Origin of the sequence: Variovorax humicola, from assembly GCF_037889915.1 — a bacterium.
Lineage (GTDB): Bacteria > Pseudomonadota > Gammaproteobacteria > Burkholderiales > Burkholderiaceae_C > Variovorax > Variovorax humicola.
In genome coordinates this window covers 238,776-255,624 of sequence record NZ_JBBKZV010000004.1, presented here as the reverse complement: position 1 = coordinate 255,624, position 16,849 = coordinate 238,776, and the positions used below count along the sequence as shown (strand labels likewise).

13 protein-coding genes and 1 riboswitch are annotated in these 16,849 nt (G+C 65.1%); of the genes, 6 read left to right on the top strand and 7 right to left on the bottom strand.

Annotation, left to right across the window (positions count from 1 at the left end; translation table 11 throughout):
• Nucleotides 1-17: 17 nt before the first annotated feature.
• A complete protein-coding gene (gene glyA / locus WKW80_RS09935) occupies nt 18-1,262 on the bottom strand; it encodes a serine hydroxymethyltransferase (RefSeq protein ID WP_340363402.1) in 1,245 nt (414 codons plus the stop codon).
• A gap of 39 nt (nt 1,263-1,301) precedes the next feature.
• Nucleotides 1,302-1,425, bottom strand: a riboswitch (ZMP/ZTP riboswitch).
• Nucleotides 1,426-1,449: 24 nt separating this feature from the next.
• Nucleotides 1,450-2,283, bottom strand: a complete 834-nt coding sequence (locus tag WKW80_RS09930; protein WP_340363401.1) for a lytic transglycosylase domain-containing protein — start codon at nt 2,281-2,283, stop codon at nt 1,450-1,452.
• A gap of 618 nt (nt 2,284-2,901) precedes the next feature.
• On the opposite strand from WKW80_RS09930, the gene WKW80_RS09925 reads away from it, so the two are divergent.
• The 3 genes from WKW80_RS09925 to WKW80_RS09915 all read left to right on the top strand — a co-directional run bounded on the left by WKW80_RS09925 (nt 2,902) and on the right by WKW80_RS09915 (nt 10,201).
• On the top strand, nt 2,902-6,720 hold the full coding sequence (locus WKW80_RS09925) for a DUF748 domain-containing protein (RefSeq protein ID WP_340363400.1): 3,819 nt from the start codon (nt 2,902-2,904) through the stop codon (nt 6,718-6,720).
• A 131-nt stretch (nt 6,721-6,851) separates the two neighbouring features.
• The gene (locus WKW80_RS09920; RefSeq protein WP_340363399.1) at nt 6,852-9,680 is read left to right on the top strand and encodes a DUF349 domain-containing protein; all 2,829 of its coding nucleotides are present in this window, start codon (nt 6,852-6,854) and stop codon (nt 9,678-9,680) included.
• A gap of 2 nt (nt 9,681-9,682) precedes the next feature.
• Entirely contained in the window at nt 9,683-10,201 is a 519-nt protein-coding gene (locus WKW80_RS09915; RefSeq protein ID WP_340363398.1) for a hypothetical protein, read from the top strand.
• A 6-nt stretch (nt 10,202-10,207) separates the two neighbouring features.
• On the opposite strand, the gene WKW80_RS09910 is transcribed toward WKW80_RS09915, so the two are convergent.
• From WKW80_RS09910 to WKW80_RS09890, 5 genes are all read right to left on the bottom strand, one after another.
• Nucleotides 10,208-10,999, bottom strand: a complete 792-nt coding sequence (locus WKW80_RS09910) for a M90 family metallopeptidase (protein WP_340363397.1) — start codon at nt 10,997-10,999, stop codon at nt 10,208-10,210.
• A 2-nt stretch (nt 11,000-11,001) separates the two neighbouring features.
• On the bottom strand, nt 11,002-11,775 hold the full coding sequence (locus WKW80_RS09905) for a UDP-2,3-diacylglucosamine diphosphatase (protein ID WP_340363396.1): 774 nt from the start codon (nt 11,773-11,775) through the stop codon (nt 11,002-11,004).
• Nucleotides 11,776-11,794: 19 nt separating this feature from the next.
• Complete coding sequence (locus WKW80_RS09900) at nt 11,795-12,307, bottom strand: peptidylprolyl isomerase (RefSeq protein WP_340363395.1); 513 nt, start codon at nt 12,305-12,307, stop codon at nt 11,795-11,797.
• A gap of 15 nt (nt 12,308-12,322) precedes the next feature.
• The gene (locus WKW80_RS09895) at nt 12,323-12,892 is read right to left on the bottom strand and encodes a peptidylprolyl isomerase (protein ID WP_422822887.1); all 570 of its coding nucleotides are present in this window, start codon (nt 12,890-12,892) and stop codon (nt 12,323-12,325) included.
• A 76-nt stretch (nt 12,893-12,968) separates the two neighbouring features.
• Nucleotides 12,969-13,541: a tetratricopeptide repeat protein gene (locus WKW80_RS09890; RefSeq protein ID WP_340363394.1), complete on the bottom strand. Its 573-nt coding sequence runs from the start codon at nt 13,539-13,541 to the stop codon at nt 12,969-12,971.
• A gap of 226 nt (nt 13,542-13,767) precedes the next feature.
• On the opposite strand from WKW80_RS09890, the gene cysS reads away from it, so the two are divergent.
• Genes cysS through WKW80_RS09875 form a run of 3 tightly spaced genes read left to right on the top strand, consistent with a single transcriptional unit; the run spans nt 13,768 to nt 16,802 of the window.
• Nucleotides 13,768-15,144, top strand: a complete 1,377-nt coding sequence (gene cysS / locus WKW80_RS09885) for a cysteine--tRNA ligase (RefSeq protein ID WP_340363393.1) — start codon at nt 13,768-13,770, stop codon at nt 15,142-15,144.
• Between the two features lie 13 nt (nt 15,145-15,157).
• Nucleotides 15,158-15,808 (top strand): DNA-3-methyladenine glycosylase family protein, encoded by a 651-nt coding sequence (locus WKW80_RS09880; RefSeq protein WP_340363392.1) that lies wholly within the window; start codon nt 15,158-15,160, stop codon nt 15,806-15,808.
• A 19-nt stretch (nt 15,809-15,827) separates the two neighbouring features.
• Nucleotides 15,828-16,802, top strand: a complete 975-nt coding sequence (locus WKW80_RS09875) for an acetyl-CoA carboxylase carboxyltransferase subunit alpha (RefSeq protein WP_340363391.1) — start codon at nt 15,828-15,830, stop codon at nt 16,800-16,802.
• The last annotated feature ends 47 nt before the right edge of the window (nt 16,803-16,849 follow it).

The following is a 16,849-nucleotide window of genomic DNA, read 5'->3' as shown; positions in this document are numbered from 1 at the left end:
CCCCCAGGTCGTTCCGGTCAGCGATAGACCGGGAAGCGAGTGGTCAGCGCTTCCACCTTGGCACGCACGGCCGCCAGGTTCGCCTCGTCGCGCGGGTTGTCCAGCACGTCGGCGATCAGGTGCGCCGTGGCGCGGGCTTCCTCGTCCTTGAAGCCGCGCGTGGTCATGGCTGGCGTGCCGATACGCACGCCGCTGGTCACCATCGGCTTTTCCGGATCGTTCGGGATCGCGTTCTTGTTGATGGTCATGTGCGCACTGCCGAGCACCGCTTCGGCTTCCTTGCCGGTAATGCCCTTGGGTCGCAGGTCGACCAGCATGACGTGGCTCTCGGTGCGGCCGCTGACGATGCGCAGGCCGCGCTGGGTGAGGGTGTCGGCGACGATCTGGGCGTTCTTGATGACCTGCTGCTGGTAGGTCTTGAACTCCGGCGTCAGCGCTTCCTTGAAGGCGACGGCCTTTGCCGCGATGACGTGCATCAACGGTCCGCCTTGAAGGCCGGGGAAGATGGCGCTGTTGATCGCTTTTTCGTGCTGCGACTTCATCAGGATGATGCCGCCGCGCGGTCCGCGCAGGCTCTTGTGCGTGGTCGACGTGACGACGTCGGCATGTGGCACGGGATTCGGATAGCAGCCTGCGACCACCAGGCCGGCATAGTGGGCGATGTCGACCATGAAGATCGCGCCAACGTCCTTGGCCACCTTGGCGAAGCGTTCGAAGTCGATGTGCAGCGAGTAGGCCGACGCTCCGGCGATGATGAGCTTGGGCATGTGCTCGTGCGCCTTGCGTTCCATCGCGTCGTAGTCGATGGCTTCATTGGCGTCGAGGCCGTAGCTCACCACGTTGAACCATTTGCCGCTCATGTTGAGCGGCATGCCGTGAGTCAGGTGGCCGCCTTCGGCCAGGCTCATGCCCATGATGGTGTCACCAGGCTTCAGGAAGGCCAGCATCACGGCCTCGTTGGCCGAAGCGCCGCAGTGCGGCTGCACATTGGCGGCGTCGGCGCCGAACAATTGCTTGACGCGGTTGATGGCGAGTTGCTCGGCCACGTCCACATGCTCGCAGCCACCGTAGTAGCGCTTGCCGGGATACCCCTCGGCGTATTTGTTGGTGAGTTGCGAACCCTGCGCCGCCATGACGGCGGGCGACGCGTAGTTTTCGCTCGCGATGAGTTCGATGTGCTGTTCCTGGCGTGCGTTTTCGGCCTGGATGGCAGCCCACACTTCGGGATCGGTCTGTTCGACCAGAGTATTGCGTTGGTACATGGCAGTCCTGTGAAGACAAATTTCCTTGTTCATGCAAACAAGGGCTGCCCAGGCGAACGGCGGAACACCCGGTGAACCGGGCGGTACGCTTCCAAGTGGTATCCCACGTCAGCGCATGGTCCCTGCAGGAGGGTTGCGCCTATCGCCAGTCGCGTACCGCGTCAGTGTAGCCGAGGCGGCGCTTGGCTCAGGAGTTGCTGTCCAGCAATGCGACCTTTTGTCCTGCAGCGGACTCGTTCGACTTGTTGCGCTCGACCACCGGCAGCCCTTGGCTGCGGTTCGGGGTCACGGACGGCGTCCTGCCTTGGGCGACCTGCCGAAGTCGTTCGTGCTCGGCCAGGACCTTGCCTGCATATCCGCCGTCGTCCTCCAGGTTGGCAGCGCCGACGTAGTAGCGCAAGCCGCCTTCGAGGGAACCGGCGCGCGAAATGCATTCCTGCAGCACCTTGACGCCGACGCGCATGTTGGTGACGGGGTCGAAGGCCGTCAAAGTGCCGCCGGCGCGTTCGTATTTGTCGCCATGCACGCGGGTCATGACTTGCATCAGGCCCTGGGCGCCCACGTTGCTCTGCGCAAACGGGTTGAAGCTGGATTCCACGGCCATGATGGCCAGGATCAGGGTCGGGTCCAACTTGGTGCGCTTGCCGATGTCATAGGCTTCGGCGACCAGCACGGTCAGTGGTTCCGCTGCAACACGGTACTTCTTGCTGAGCCAGTAGGCCACTGCGGCCTGCTGCTTGGGCAATTCGCTCGGGCTCGCCGCCGTGGTGCGGTCAATCGCATTCGGTTGGAGGTCGGTTGGCTCCGGGACCGGCGCAGGGTTGCGCGACTGGAGCCATCCCATGAGTTGGGCTTCCCCGGTCTCGCGCAGGTCGGGTCGGGCCACGAGCGCCAATGCGGCGAACACGATGGACAGACCGATCAACGCAAAGCCGTTGTGGGTGATTTCGAAGAAGCCGTCTGCCACGTCGGACCAGAAGGTCCGTAGCCCGCGGGCTGTGGCGGCCAAGGCCTGTTTCATCGCTTTTCCTTTCGTCGTCGGCACCGGAGACTCAAGCCACGCATGAAACGGGCCGAGGTCGACGGTGACGTCGCTGGGGTGGTTATCAGGTCCGCGCGAGTTGGTGTTGGAGCGCGGCCGCCTGATAGGGCCGGTGGCAATAGTGCGCGCGGCGGCGGAGTCAGAAGACTTCATGCTGCAAGCGGGCAGCAAGATTGACCGAATTCTAGGGACCGCCAAATAACCGGTCAAGAATAACGATTAGTAGCTTTATTCTAAATATGAACTGTGTAACTTTGCCCACTATGTGGCCATGTAGCGCAAAAGGATGCACTGAAAGCGATTGAAACACCCATTTGCAAAGTCACGTGCACCGTCGTAAAGTGGCTTTGCCTGAACCGTCAGGCGTCACGCCTAAGGCCGAGAACAGAGGGATTTCTCCCCAGTTCGACGTTGGAAGCACCCCCCGGTAGCAATCTCTTGCTGCCAGCAAGGTCGGAACCATTCAACTTCCGGTCAAGCGAAAAGATGGCATGGGTTTTGAACTCGCCATCGAGCCCGGTGACAAGACTTAGCGTCGACTCACCGGGCTTTCTTGTTTCTGGGAACGCACTTAGCTTTGCGGCACACTCCGTCACGATGAATGCAGCTGCGCTGAAACAAAACAAATGGGTGCGACGCGCGGTCGCAGTGGTTCTCACTGTTCTGGTGATCTGGCTGGTGGCCTGGCTGGTGGTCCCGCCGTTGCTCAAGAGCCAGTTGCAATCCATTGCAAGCGCCAAGCTGGGGCGCCAGGTCACTGTCGGCAAGATCGATTTCAAGCCATGGACGCTCGAGCTGGTGCTGAACGACCTGCGTATTGCCACAGCCGACGGCAAGGGTGCCCAACTGCAAATCGCACGCATCTACGTCGATGCGGAGATGGAGTCGATCGTGCGCCTGGCGCCCATCGTGGACGCAGTGACGATCGATCAGCCGACGATCGCCCTGACCCATCTTGGCGATGGCCACTACGACATCGACGACATCGTTGCCAAGCTGGCCGCGCCGACCGACAAGCCGTCCGGGGAGCCGATGCGCTTTGCCATCTACAACATTGCGGTGAATGGCGGTTCGGTCGATTTCGACGACCAGACCGTCCAGCGCAAGCATACGTTGCGCGACTTCGCACTGAATGTGCCTTTCATCAGCAACCTGGCCTCCCAGCGCGAGGTCAAGGTCGAGCCCAAGCTCGCATTCACGTTGAACGGCAGCAAGTTCGACTCTGCCGCCGCCGCCCTGCCGTTCGCGGAGAGCCGCAAGACCGACGCGCAAATCAAGTTCACGGGGCTCGACCTGGTGCCGTACCTTGGCTACGTGCCGAGCGGCATGCCGGTGCAGTTGAAGGCCGGTTCGCTCGATGCCGACGTCAAGATCGATTTCGAACGGGCCGCCACCGCCGGCCTGAAGATTTCCGGCACGGTGGCGACCCACGGCATTCGCGTGGCGGATGGCGAGGGGCGCGAATTGCTCGGCTTCGACAGCCTGACGATCGGCCTGGCCGACATTCGGCCCCTGGAGCGGGTGATTCATCTGGGCGAGATCGCCCTGGTTGCACCCAACCTGGTGGTGGCGCGCGATGCGGCCGGCAAGCTGAACCTCCTGGCGAAGAACCCCGCCACGGGTGCCGTGGAAAAGCCGGCCCAGCAACCCGAGAAGGAGGATGCAGCCGCCGCCCCCAAGGCACCCGATGCATCGCCCTGGAAGATCGCAGTCGACAAGTTTTCGATGAGCGACGGCAAGGTCGGCTGGCACGATGGAACCGTCAAGCCGGTTGCTGTCGTCGACGTGACGGGGCTTGGCGTGCAGGCAAGCGAAATCCAGTGGCCCATGGAAAAACCGGCCACCTTCAGCGGCGGCCTGGCCATTGGCGGGGCAGGACTCAAGTTCGAGGGGCAGGGCACCGACAAGGAAGCGACCGTCAAGGCGCAGGTCGAAGCCTTGCCGCTGTCGCTGGCCGCACCCTATCTGGCGCAAAGCCTCGAACCCACGCTCGACGGCAAGCTCGGCGGTGAAGTCGAGATCGCCTGGGCGAAGCCGGATCTCAAGTTGAAGGCGAACAAGGCCTCGATCGATGGCCTGGCGCTGTCGCAAGGCAAGACGGCGCTGGCCAGCGTTGGCCGGTTCGAGCTGACCGACGCCGTGGTGGACATGACGCAGCACACGCTGGCGATCGGCACCTTCAGCGTCAACCAGCCCAAGTTCCGGGTCGAGCGGGACAAGGACAAGCACTGGATGTACGAGCGCTGGCTCAAGACGCCCGGCGGCAACGGGCAGTCCGACGGGGAACTGGCCAAGGTTGCCGCGCCCAAGCCGCCGGATGCCGGATCGGCGAAGGCAAACCCGAACACCAAGCCCTGGGACCTGACGATCGGCAACTTGCTGGTCGATGGCGGCGCGGTCACATATGCGGACAATGCCACCCTCGCGCCGGTGGCCGTGGAGATCACCGCCCTCAAGGTCAACGCCCAGAAACTGGCACCCAATACCGCCGCGGTGTCGCCGCTGGAGGTGTCGGGCCGCATCGCCGCGGGACGCTCGGACCCCGGCAAGTTCGGCTACAAGGGCAATGTGGTCTTGAAGCCGATGTCGGCGGAAGGCCGGCTGGAAGTCGGAAGCTTCCCCGTACACGCCTTCAAGGCTTATTACTCGGAGGCACTCAACGTCGACGTGCGCCGGGCTTTTGCCAGCTATCGCGGTACGGTGCGGTATGCCCAGATGCCGGCCGGCGTGAGCGCGAAATTGGCTGGCGACCTGGCTGTGGACGACCTTCGTGTCAACAGCGTCGAATTGACCCAGTCTCCCGGATTCGACCGTTCGAACAACCAGCTGCTGAGCTGGAAGACGCTTGGCCTGCGCGGGTTGCAGGTCGTGATGGCGCCTGCCGCGCCGCTGGCGGTCGACGTGCGCGAAACCACGCTGACGGACTTCTTTGCGCGAGTGATCGTCGACCCGACCGGGCGCCTCAATCTGCAGAACCTGACGAAGAAGGGCGAGCAGGAGGGAATTGCGAAGGCGGAGGCCGCCCCGTCACCGCCGACAACGACCAATCGCAAGTTCGGCGGCGTCCGGATCACGTCGAAAGCGGCGCCGGGCGGCCCGGCGGGCGAGGCGCCACCGGCCGAGTTGATGGTCGGCGACGGCGCGCCGGCGCCCGCACAGGCTGCCTCGGCCCCGGTTGCGGCGGCGCAGCCGCAAGACAGCGGCCTGAAGCCGGTCATCAATTTCGGGCCGATGAGCCTGGTCAACGGCAAGATCGACTTCACCGATCTGTTCGTCAAGCCAAACTATTCGGCGGACCTGAGCGAACTCACCGGCAAGCTCAGCGCGTTTTCGTCCAATCCGCCGAAGGGCAGCAGCGGATCGCCCGAACTGGCCGATCTGGAACTGCGGGGCAAGGCCCAGCAGACCGCGTCGCTGGAGATCACGGGCAAGCTCAACCCGCTCGCCAAGCCACTGGAACTCGACATTACTGCAAAGATGCGCGAGCTGGACCTGGCGCCGCTTTCGCCGTACTCGGCCAAATATGCAGGCCATGACATCGAGCGCGGCAAGATGAGCATGGACGTCAACTACAAGGTGGCGCCCGACGGCCAGTTGACCGCAACCAACAAGCTGGTGCTCAACCAACTCCAGTTCGGCGAGGAGATCGCCGGCGCGCCGCGTACCTTGCCGGTCCGCCTCGCCGTGGCCCTGCTGGCCGATCGCAACGGCGTGATCGACGTGGACCTGCCCTTGCGGGGTTCGCTCAACGACCCGCAGTTCAGCATCGGCCCGCTGATCTGGAAGGCCATCGTCAACCTGATCGTGAAAGCTGCGACAGCGCCGTTCAGCCTGATCACGGGCGGTGCCGGGGGCGGCGGCGATTCCAGCGCCATCGTGTTCGATCCAGGCAGTGCGGCATTGAATGCCACCGCGAAGGAGAACCTCGACAAGATCGCGAAGGCGCTGATCGACAAGCCGAGCTTGCGCCTCACGGTGAGCGGATCGGCCAGCCTGGAGCAGGAGCGCATTCCCTATCAGAAGCAGCGCCTGCGCCAGTTGACGCAAGCCGAGAAGCGCCGCGTCGCAGTGCGCGCAGGCAAGGACGCCGCCGAAGCGGAGCCGGTAACTGACGCGGAGTATCCCGACTTGCTCGCGGCCCTCTACAAGCGGGCGGACATCGCCAAGCCGCGCAACATGGTCGGGCTGGCCAAGGACCTTCCCGTGGCCGACATGGAAAACCTGCTCATCACCAATATCCCCGTCGATGAGGAGGTGATCCGCCAGCTCGCCGTGGAGCGCGGCGGCGTGGTTCGGGACTACCTGCTCGCGCAAAAGGTGCCGACCGAGCGTCTTTTCCTGGGCGCAGTGCGCGTCCAGGCCGGCGCGGGCGGTGAGCAGAAGCCGGGCGCCGAACTCAAACTCGACATGCGGTAGGCGCGCGCAAACAGTTGCTCGCAGACAGGCCCCCGCCGGTCGGTGAAAATGCGGGGTTCGCCGGAAATCATTCGACCCGTTGCCGGGTCCGTTTCCGCGCTCCTTTCTTTTAGACAAAGACATCCGTTCCCGTGACCTCAAGCTCCACCAAACCCCTCGACCTCCAGGCCCTCGATACGCTCACCGGTGGCGCCTTTACTGCGCCGACTTCGGGCGAGCGCGCCCAGCGAATTCGCGATTGGCTTGCAGGCCAGCCCACGACCGAGCAATTGCAGGATGTGTTCAAGGAACTCAGCGGGCGCGACAAGGGCGCCGCGCGCCCCGTGCGCGAAAAGCTCGACGAGATCCGTCGCGCCAAGGGGCAGGAGGTCATCGCGGCCGAATGGGCGCACAAGGCCGAAGCGCTTCTGGCCCAGCCCAAGCTCAACATCGCCGATGCACTCGCCTGGCAGCGCGATGCGGCCAAGGCCGGCGCGCCGTTGTCGCGCGAGCCGCTGGCCGGGTTCAAGGCCCGTCTAGCCGACCGAGTGAAGGGTATCGAAGACCTGCAGCACCGTGCGCAGGTGCATCGCGAGGCCGCCGTGTTGCTGGCCCAGCGCTTCGAGGTGCTGTCGACCAAGGGCTGGAAGGACGCACAATCTGCTGAAGAATCGCTGCGCGGCGACGTTTCCCACTGGCAGCAACAGGCCGACGAAATCGCTGCGGACGCCAACTGGACCAGCCTGGACAGCAAGTTTGCGCCGCAACTCGACGCCTCGCGCGCGCAGTTGCTGAGCGTGTCCGATGCCTTCCATGCCGCGCTGGCCCAGGCCATCGCCGCCGCCAGCGATGCCGCCGCGGCCCTGCCGCCGGTGCCTGTCTGGGCCGACGAACTCCGCGCCGCGCGTGGCGAAGTGGTTGTACCGAAGGCAGCAGCGCCCGCCAAGCCGGCCCGTCCGCCGGTCGATCCGGCCGTGCGTGCCACTGCGCAAGAAGCGGTGCAGGCCGCGCTCGCCAAGCTCGAGCAAGAAACCGCCGAAGGCCATGGCAAGGCCAGCGCCGGCGCCGCCACGGCATTGCGTGCGGTGCTCAAGGAGCACGGCAAGCTGGTCGAGTCCGAATTGGAGTCGCGCGTGCATGCGGCGCTTGTCGCTGCAGGCGAACTCGAAGGCTGGCAGCGTTGGAGCGCCGACAAGGTGCGCGAAGACCTCGTGGCCAAGGCCGAAGCCCTGCTCAAGCGCCCCGAAGGCCAGGCCCTCGGCGGACGCAAGATGCAGGAGACCCTGCGCGCCCTGCGCGACCAGTGGAAGCAGTCCGACCAGGGCGGCGTGCCCAACCACGCCCTGTGGAAGCGCTTCGACGAAGCCTGCAACGAAGCGCACAAGGTGGTGGAAGCGTGGCTCGAGAAGGTCCGCGCCGATGCGGCCGAGCACCGCGCCCAGCGCCTCGCGCTGATCGAGGAAGTCAAGAGCTGGGCGGCTGCCCATGCGGATGCGGCGGACCTCAAGGGGCACAACCGCGCCCTGCACCAGTTTGCCGACCGCTGGCGCGATGCCGGCCATGTGGGCGAGAAGGTGTTCGCCGAATTGCAGCCGCAATGGAACGAAGCCTTCGGCGCCGCCCGGGCGCCGTTCGAGGCAGCCCAGAAGGCCAGTGTCGAGCGCCGCCAGGCCATGATCGCCGAGGCCGTGGAGCTCGGGGCCGCGCCGATGCTGCGCATCGACGCCGTCAAGGCGCTGCAACAGCGTTGGCAGGCGGAGGCCCAGAGCGTGCCGCTCGACCGTCGCCAGGAGCAGAAGATGTGGGACGCCTTCCGCGCCCCGATCGACGAGGCCTTCAACCGCAAGACCGCCGAGCGCGAAAAGGTGTCGTCGGCGATGAGCGAGCACGACCGCAATGTGCTGTTGGCATCGAAGGCGCTGGAGGCTGCCAATGCCACCGGCGACGCCCAGAAGATTCGCGCGGCCATGAACCAGCTGGAAGCCGCGATGCGTGGCGAGAAGGTCCAACTCGCGGAACCTGTGGCCAAGGCGGCGCCTTCGGCCACGTCGCATGTGAACACGGCAGAAGATGCATCGCCGGTGCAAGCCGCACAGGCTGCCGAAGCCGAATTCTCCGAAAGCGCGAGCCTGGCCGAATCGTCGGGTGAGGCCGACGAGGCCGCCGCACCCGCAGCCGCCCAGGCACTTGATCTGGTCGCTCCGGCCGGCAGCGCCGATACCGCGGCGAGCGGCGACAGCGATGGTGATGCAGCGCCGGCGCCGGTAGCGCCGCCCGCGGCGGCGCCGAAGCCCGTGGTCGCGATGCGCCGCGCCGACGACCGCCCCGGCATGCGCAAACCCGAGCCGGCAATGGCGGGGCGGGGTGGCCGTCCTGGCGATCGGGGTGACCGCGGTGGCGACCGGCGTGACAGCAGAGGGGCGGGTGGCCCGGGAGGCCGTCCGGACCGCGGCGGCGCGCCGGGCGGTGATCGCGGCGGTCGTTTCGGCGACCGTGGTGCGCCGCGCTTCGAAGACCGTGGACCTCGCCTCGGCGATGCGGCTTTCCGCGCGCAGCGCGACGCGGTCGAGCACGCACAGGCGGCCTTGCGCAAGCTCGCCGCGCAGGCCCACGGCGAGGCATTGACCCAGTTGCTCGGCGCCTGGGAAAAGCGCGACCCCGCAGCCTTGCCCAGCGTGCAGGAACTCGGCCGCGCCGTCTCGCCGGCGGTGCGCGGTGCATGGTCGCAGGCCGTCGGGCAGACGCCGGCCGGCAATCCGCAAGATGCATTGCTACGGCTTGAAATTGCAGCCGAAGTGCCGACGCCCGCCGAACACGTGGATGCTCGTCGTGCCATGCAACTCCAGTTGCTGACCAGGCGTAACGACCCCACGCCCGCGCAGACCTGGGGGCAAGACGCCGCGAAGGTGCTGGCCGGCAGCCATGACGCGGCCACGGCGCGTCGCCTGCAAAACGTGCTCAAGGCGTTGCTCAAGGGATAGCCATGCAACGCAGGCGCTTCGGCCTTTGGCTTCCCATCATCGTGCTGGCAGCGGGGCTGGTTGGCTGTGACCTGTTGAAGCCGAAGCAGGCTGGCGAGGCAGGTGCGCCTCCGCTGACGCCCGAGCAGGAGGCTGCGAAGGCCGCATTGCCCGCGCCGGTGCGCAAGATCACGCCCCAGACGCCAGATGTGCGGGCCTATCGCAAGATCGGTGCGCGGCACATCTACGCCGTCTACAAGACGCGGATCTACAAGGGCAAGATACCGCCGCTGGTCTATGCGGTGGCCACGGTCGAGACGCGCCTCGACGCGAATGGCGAAGTGGAGGCCGTGACCTTCATGCGGGCACCCGAGCACGCGCCCGAGGTCAGCCTGGAGATAGTGGAACTGATCAAGAAAGCCTCGCCGTTGCCAGCGCCGCCCGCAAAGGTCGGTGCGCACACGTACGTCGAAACATGGCTCTGGGACAAGAGCGGGAATTTCCAGCTCGACACGCTGACGCAAGGGCAGCGCAGTCGCTGAGCGTGTTCAGCCCCGCCTGGGCTTGAAGAACTTGTCGAACAGCGCGAGCAAGGGCGCAAAGTCCGCGCCGAAGCGTTGGCGATTCACGAAGTACGCCTCGCATGCCACCGCGAAGAATTCGCCGATCGAGACTGCGCCGTAGTCATCGAGCCACGGCGCCTCGGCGCCGAAGCGGTCGGCAAGGATGGTCTGCTCGCGGAAGTCGTCGTAGGCGGGCTTCAACACCGCGAGCCATGCGGCACGCGCAGCGTTAGCGGATGGCGCGCCGGCAAAGCCGGCGGGCAGGGGCGGGCAGCCGTCCACCGCGCCGTCGCGCATGTCGATCTTGTGAGCGAATTCGTGGATGACGACGTTGTACCCTGTGCCGGCGGTACTGCCGCTGTCCAGCACGGCCTTCCAGCTCAGTGTTACCGGACCGTTCTCCATGGCCTCGCCGGCGATCACCTCGTCGTACTCATGCACCACCTGCGCGGGATCGGTGACGCGCCGGCGCGCGACGACTTCCTCGGCGTGCACCACGATGCCAACGAAATCGTCATACCAGGTCAATCCGCCTCTCAGGTGGAGCACCGGCAGCACGGCCTGCGCGGCAATCGCCAGCGCGACCTCGTCGGTGATCACGAAGCCCTTGGCGCCGTAGAAGCGCTTGTCGCGCAGGAACAGCGCGGTGAGTTCGCGCAGGCGCGCCGCCTCGGGCGCCGGCAGTTCCGCCAGGAAGCGATAGCGCTCGAGTGTGGCTTGCCAGGCCGCATCGGGAATCCGCGGGCCGGCGCGCAAGCTGCGCAGCCAACTGAACATGGCTAGCGCAGGTCGACGCGCTGCGCGCCGGCGACGGACAGGCACAGCACCTGGGCGCGCGGCGGATGCGCGGAGACATCCCAGTCGCTCAGCACGATGCGCCGCAGGCCGTTGCCCAGGTCGTGCGCGGCCGGGCGATGCGTGTGGCCGTGGATCAGCGTGGCGGCATTCGCGCGGCGCAGCCAGTCGCGCGCCGCGTCGGGGTCCACGTCGGCCCACACCATGCCGGGGCTGCGCTTGCGGTCTTCGCTCTGCTCGCGCACCGACCTGGCCAGCGCGCGCCGTTCCTCGAGCGGCCGCGCGAGCACGGCCCGTTGCCACTCGGGGGATCGCACCTGCGCGCGGAACTCGAGGTACTCATGGTCATCGAGGCAAAGTTCGTCGCCGTGGCTCAGCAGCCAGCGCTCCCCATGCAGCACGAGCACGGTGGGGTCGTCCAGCATCGTGACGCCGCTGCGGGCGGCAAAGTCCGCGCCCAGCAGGAAGTCGCGATTGCCGCGCATCACGAAGATCGGCCGGCGCTGCGTGGCCTGGCGCAACACCTCGACGCACTGCGCCTCGAAGCCGGGCAGGTCGGCCACGTCGTCGCCGGGCCACACCTCCAGCAAGTCGCCAAGGATGAAGATGGCGTCGGCGGGCGTGGTCTCGAAGTAGCCGCACCAGGTTGCGAAGGTGGCCGGCTCGTCGGCATGCAGATGCACATCGGAAATCAGGTCGACGGTGCGCCACTCGGGCGGCGCAACGCATTCGGCAAAAGCCGCGTCATGTGTCGTCATGCGGGCCTTGCAACGTCGCTCACTCGGCCGTGACGACGGCCTTTTCGATCACCACGTCTTCGAGCGGCACGTCGTCATGAAAACCCTTGCGGCCGGTCTTCACGCCCTCGATCTTGTCGACCACGTCGCTGCCCGACACCACCTTGCCGAACACCGCGTAACCCCAGCCTTGGGCCGAGGGCGCCGTGTGGTTCAGGAAGCTGTTGTTCGATGCATTGATGAAGAACTGCGCGGTGGCCGAGTGCGGCGCGTTGGTGCGCGCCATGGCGACCGTGTACTTGTCGTTCTTCAGCCCGTTGTTGGCTTCGTTCTCGATCTCGGCGGCGGTCGGCTTTTGCTTCATGCCGGGCTCGAAGCCGCCGCCCTGGACCATGAAGCCGGGGATGACGCGGTGGAACACGGTGTTGTCGTAGTGGCCCTTCTTGACATAGGCCAGGAAGTTCTCGACCGACTTGGGTGCCTTGGCACTGTCGAGTTCGAGCGTGACGACGCCCAGGTTCTTGATGTGGAGTTCGACTTGCGGGTTGCTCATGATGCGGTCCTTGGGTTACTTCGCCACGACGGTGGCGGACTGGATGGTGATGGGTTCGACCGGCACGTCGGACATGCCGCCCTTGGAGCCCGTGCGAGCGGCACGGATCTTGTCGACCACGTCGGCGCCCGATACGACCTTGCCGAACACCGTGTAGCCGAAGCCGTCGGGGCTGGGCGCGTTCAGCATCGCGTTGTCCTTCACGTTGATGAAGAACTGCGAGGTGGCCGAATTCGGGTCGCCGGTGCGGGCCATGGCGATGGTGTACTTGTCGTTCTTCAGGCCGTTGGCGGCTTCGAGCGGAATGGGTGCGCGCGTCTGCTTCTGTTTCATGTCGGTCGTGAAGCCGCCACCCTGGATCATGAAGCCGTCGATCACGCGATGGAACACCGTGCCGTCGTAGTGCTTGTCGTTGACGTACTGCAGGAAGTTGGCCACCGTCTTCGGTGCCTTGGCCGGGTCGAGTTGCACCACGATGTCGCCCATGGATGTGGCGATCTTCACGCGGGGCGCCGCTTCTTGCGCCCAAGCGGCGCCACTCAGCAACGCGACAGTGCCCAGAGCCAATGCGGCGCGGCGGGTCAGGAAGGAAATGTTCAAGGGAGACTCGCTTTCAATGGCGGTGCCGCCGGCACCGCCGGAGCAGCGCCAGTCGGCGAGGTTACTTGCGAATGCCGGGCTTGGTAAGGGCCGGCGCGGCTGGCGGCAATGTACCTGCGGCGCGCTCGCTGGCCGGCGTGAAGATCTGCCGGATCAGCGTGAGCTTGGGTGCGATGCCCGCGTTGGCAGGTTCGAGTTGCTGTGCGCGGGTGTAGGACTGTGCGGCGAGCCTGGCATACACGTCGCCCAGGTTTTCATGCGCGGTGCCGTACGACGGGTTCAGCTTGATCGCCATTTCGAGCGCGGTGCGTGCCTTGTCGAACTGGCTTAGCGACGCATACAGCGCGGCGAGGTTGTTGTACGGCTCGGGCAACTCGGGGAAGTCTTGCGTGAGCTGGGTGAAGGCAACGGTCGCCTCCGGCAGCCTGCCTTGCTCGCTGAGGATCACGCCGCGCAGGAAGCGCATTTGCGGATCGCGCGGCTTGCCGACGATATAGGTCTCGGCCTTGTTGAGGGCTTCGGCCTGCTTGCCTTGGCGCAGCAGCAGGTTGACGTCGGCATACTCGTCCGCATGGGCCGCGCCCAGCAACAGCGTGAAGGCCAGGGCAGAAACAATGCGGGGGAAGATGTGCATGGAAGATGCGGCGTGCTTCATGAAGCCTCTGGAAGAAGAGCGGATGCGGGCACGGACAAACACCCGGAAATGCCCGCCGGCGGCCGTTTATACTTGAAATGAATTGTAGCTGAGGGCCCGCTTTGGAGCCCTTGCCGCTACAACCCCAACACCCCTGAAATCCGCGGCCATTTGTCGGCATTGCATCGGCGATGCTCGAGCGCCAAATGGCGGCCTTCCGAATTCCATGAGTCTGCGCATCTACAACACGCTCTCGCGTGAACTGGAGAATTTTTCTCCGCTGCAACCCGGCCGCGTGCGAATGTACGTTTGCGGCATGACCGTGTATGACCTGTGCCACATCGGCCATGCCCGCATGATGATGGCCTTCGACGTGGTGCAGCGCTGGCTGCGTGCCAGCGGGTTCGACGTGACCTACGTGCGCAACATCACCGACATCGACGACAAGATCATTGCCCGCGCATTGGCGCGCGGGATCACGATCCGCGCGCTCACCGAGGAAGTGGTCGCGGCCATGCACCAGGACATCGGCGCGCTCGGCATCGAGTCGCCCACCATCGAGCCGCGCGCCACCGAGTACGTGCCGCAGATGCTCGGCATCATCGAGACGCTGGAACAGAAGGGCCTGGCCTATCGCTCGAGCAACGGCGATGTGAACTACGCGGTTCGCAAGTTCCCGGGCTACGGCAAACTCTCGGGCAAGTCGCTCGACGAACTGCATGCGGGCGAACGCGTGGCGGTGCTCGACGGCAAGGAAGACCCGCTGGATTTCGTGCTGTGGAAATCCGCGAAGCCGACGGAGCCGGATGACGCGAAGTGGGAAAGCCCGTTTGGCGTCGGCAGGCCAGGCTGGCACATCGAGTGCTCGGCGATGAGCTGTGCGACGCTCGGCGAGACCTTCGACATCCATGGCGGTGGCGCCGACCTTCAATTCCCGCATCACGAGAACGAAATCGCGCAGAGCGAAGGTGCGACCGGCAAGCCGCTTGCGCGCTACTGGGTACACAACGGTTTTGTGCGCGTGGACAACGAGAAGATGTCCAAGAGCCTGGGCAATTTCTTCACCATTCGCGAAGTGCTGCAGAAGTACGACGCGGAGAGCCTGCGGTTCTTCCTGGTGCGCACGCACTATCGCAGTGCGCTGAACTACAGCGACACGCATCTGGACGACGCGCGCAACTCGCTCAAGCGCTTGTACACCGCGTTGGATGGCGTCGCGCCGGCGGACGTCGCGATCGACTGGTCGCAGCCGCATGCGGCTCGCTTCAAGGGCGCGATGGACGAAGACTTCGGCACGCCGGAAGCGATTGCGGTGCTGTTCGACCTGGCAGGCGAAGTCAATCGGACGCGCTCGCCCGAACTGGCCGGACTGCTCAAGGCGCTCGGCGGCACGCTAGGTGTTCTGCAAGGCGACCCGCGGGCCTTCCTGCAGGCCGGCAGCGCACTCGACGACTCGGCCATCCAGTTGCTGATCGCCGAACGCGCCGCGGCCAAGGCCGCGAAGAATTTTGCGGAGGCCGACCGGATCCGCCAGCAACTCCTGGAGCAGGGCATCGTGCTGAAAGATTCACCCACCGGAACAACTTGGGCTTCGGCGCAGTGAATTGAGGATCAGCGTGGCGCCCGTCAAGAAACCAAGCATCGAGATTTTCACGCCCGACTACTGGGAGGAAGCGTGCAAGCACCTGGCCAGGAAAGACCGGGTGATGAAGCGGCTCATTCCGCAGTTCGGCGATGTGCGCCTTGAATCGCGTGGCGATGCGTTCATCACGCTGGCGCGCAGCATCGTGGGCCAGCAGATTTCGGTGAAGGCCGCGCAATCTGTCTGGGACCAGTTCGAAATGCTGCAGCGCAAGATGACGCCGGCCAACGTGCTGAAGCTCAAGGTCGACGACATGCGTGCCTGCGGGCTGTCGGCGCGCAAGGTCGAGTACCTGGTGGATCTCGCGATCCATTTCGATACGCAGGCCGTGCACGTCAATGCCTGGAAAGACATGGCGGACGAACTCATCATCGAGGAACTCGTCGCCATCCGCGGCATCGGTCGCTGGACCGCGGAGATGTTCCTGATTTTCCACCTGATGCGGCCCAATGTGCTGCCGTTGGACGACCCTGGCCTCATTACCGGCATCAGCCAGAACTATTTTTCCGGTGACCCGGTGAGCCGCAGCGATGCGCGTGAAGTCGCCGTCGCGTGGGCACCGTATTGCAGCGTCGCAACTTGGTATATTTGGCGCTCACTCGACCCCGCACCGGTCGTGTACTGAACAAGAAAAGGAGAAGACGTTGGCGAAACGAACCTTCCTCGATTTCGAGCAGCCGATTGCGGAACTCGAAAGCAAGATTGAAGAGCTGCGCTATGTGCAGACCGAATCGGCAGTCGACATCTCTGAAGAGATCGACCAGCTCGGCAAGAAGAGCCAGCAGCTCACAAAGGACATCTACAGCAACCTGACGCCGTGGCAGATCACCAAGATCGCCCGGCATCCTGAACGACCGTACACGCTTGACTACGTCAACGAAATCTTCACGGATTTCGTCGAGCTGCATGGCGACCGCCATTTCTCGGATGACCTCTCGATCGTCGGTGGACTGGCGCGCTTCAACGGCACGCCATGCATGGTGATCGGCCATCAGAAAGGCCGCGACACCAAGGAGCGCACCGCGCGCAACTTCGGCATGAGCAAGCCCGAGGGTTATCGCAAGGCGCTGCGCCTGATGAAGACGGCCGAGAAGTTCAAGCTGCCGGTCTTCACCTTCGTCGACACGCCCGGCGCGTATCCGGGTATCGACGCCGAAGAACGCGGCCAGTCGGAGGCCATCGGCCGCAACATCTTCGAGATGGCGCAGTTGGAGGTGCCGATCATCGTCACCATCATCGGCGAAGGCGGCTCGGGCGGCGCGCTGGCGATTTCGGTGGGCGACCAATTGCTGATGCTGCAGTACTCGATTTATTCGGTGATCAGCCCTGAGGGCTGCGCCTCGATTCTCTGGAAGACCTCCGAGAAGGCGCAGGAAGCCGCGGACGCGCTGGGCATTACGGCGCATCGCCTGAAGGCCCTGGGCCTGGTCGACAAGATCGTGAGCGAGCCGGTGGGCGGTTCGCACCGCGACCACCGCCAGATGGCCGCCTTCCTGAAGCGCGCCCTTGGCGACGCCTTCCGGCAGGTCAGTGACATGAAGGTCAAGGAACTGCTCGACCGACGCTACGAGCGGCTGCAAGGCTACGGCCGGTTCAACGACACCAAGGCTGACAAGTAGTCGGCGCGACTCGCCGCGAGTCGCCATGGTGCCCGCCAAGGGCGCTG

Excerpts from the sequence above, each read along its gene's own strand:
- glyA (WP_340363402.1), bottom strand. The coding sequence starts at position 1,262 with ATGTACCAACGCAATACTCTGGTCGAACAGACCGATCCCGAAGTGTGG.
- WKW80_RS09930 (WP_340363401.1), bottom strand. The coding sequence starts at position 2,283 with ATGAAACAGGCCTTGGCCGCCACAGCCCGCGGGCTACGGACCTTCTGG.
- WKW80_RS09925 (WP_340363400.1), top strand. The coding sequence starts at position 2,902 with ATGAATGCAGCTGCGCTGAAACAAAACAAATGGGTGCGACGCGCGGTC.
- WKW80_RS09915 (WP_340363398.1), top strand. The coding sequence starts at position 9,683 with ATGCAACGCAGGCGCTTCGGCCTTTGGCTTCCCATCATCGTGCTGGCA.
- WKW80_RS09910 (WP_340363397.1), bottom strand. The coding sequence starts at position 10,999 with ATGTTCAGTTGGCTGCGCAGCTTGCGCGCCGGCCCGCGGATTCCCGAT.
- WKW80_RS09905 (WP_340363396.1), bottom strand. The coding sequence starts at position 11,775 with ATGACGACACATGACGCGGCTTTTGCCGAATGCGTTGCGCCGCCCGAG.
- WKW80_RS09900 (WP_340363395.1), bottom strand. The coding sequence starts at position 12,307 with ATGAGCAACCCGCAAGTCGAACTCCACATCAAGAACCTGGGCGTCGTC.
- WKW80_RS09890 (WP_340363394.1), bottom strand. The coding sequence starts at position 13,541 with ATGCACATCTTCCCCCGCATTGTTTCTGCCCTGGCCTTCACGCTGTTG.
- cysS (WP_340363393.1), top strand. The coding sequence starts at position 13,768 with ATGAGTCTGCGCATCTACAACACGCTCTCGCGTGAACTGGAGAATTTT.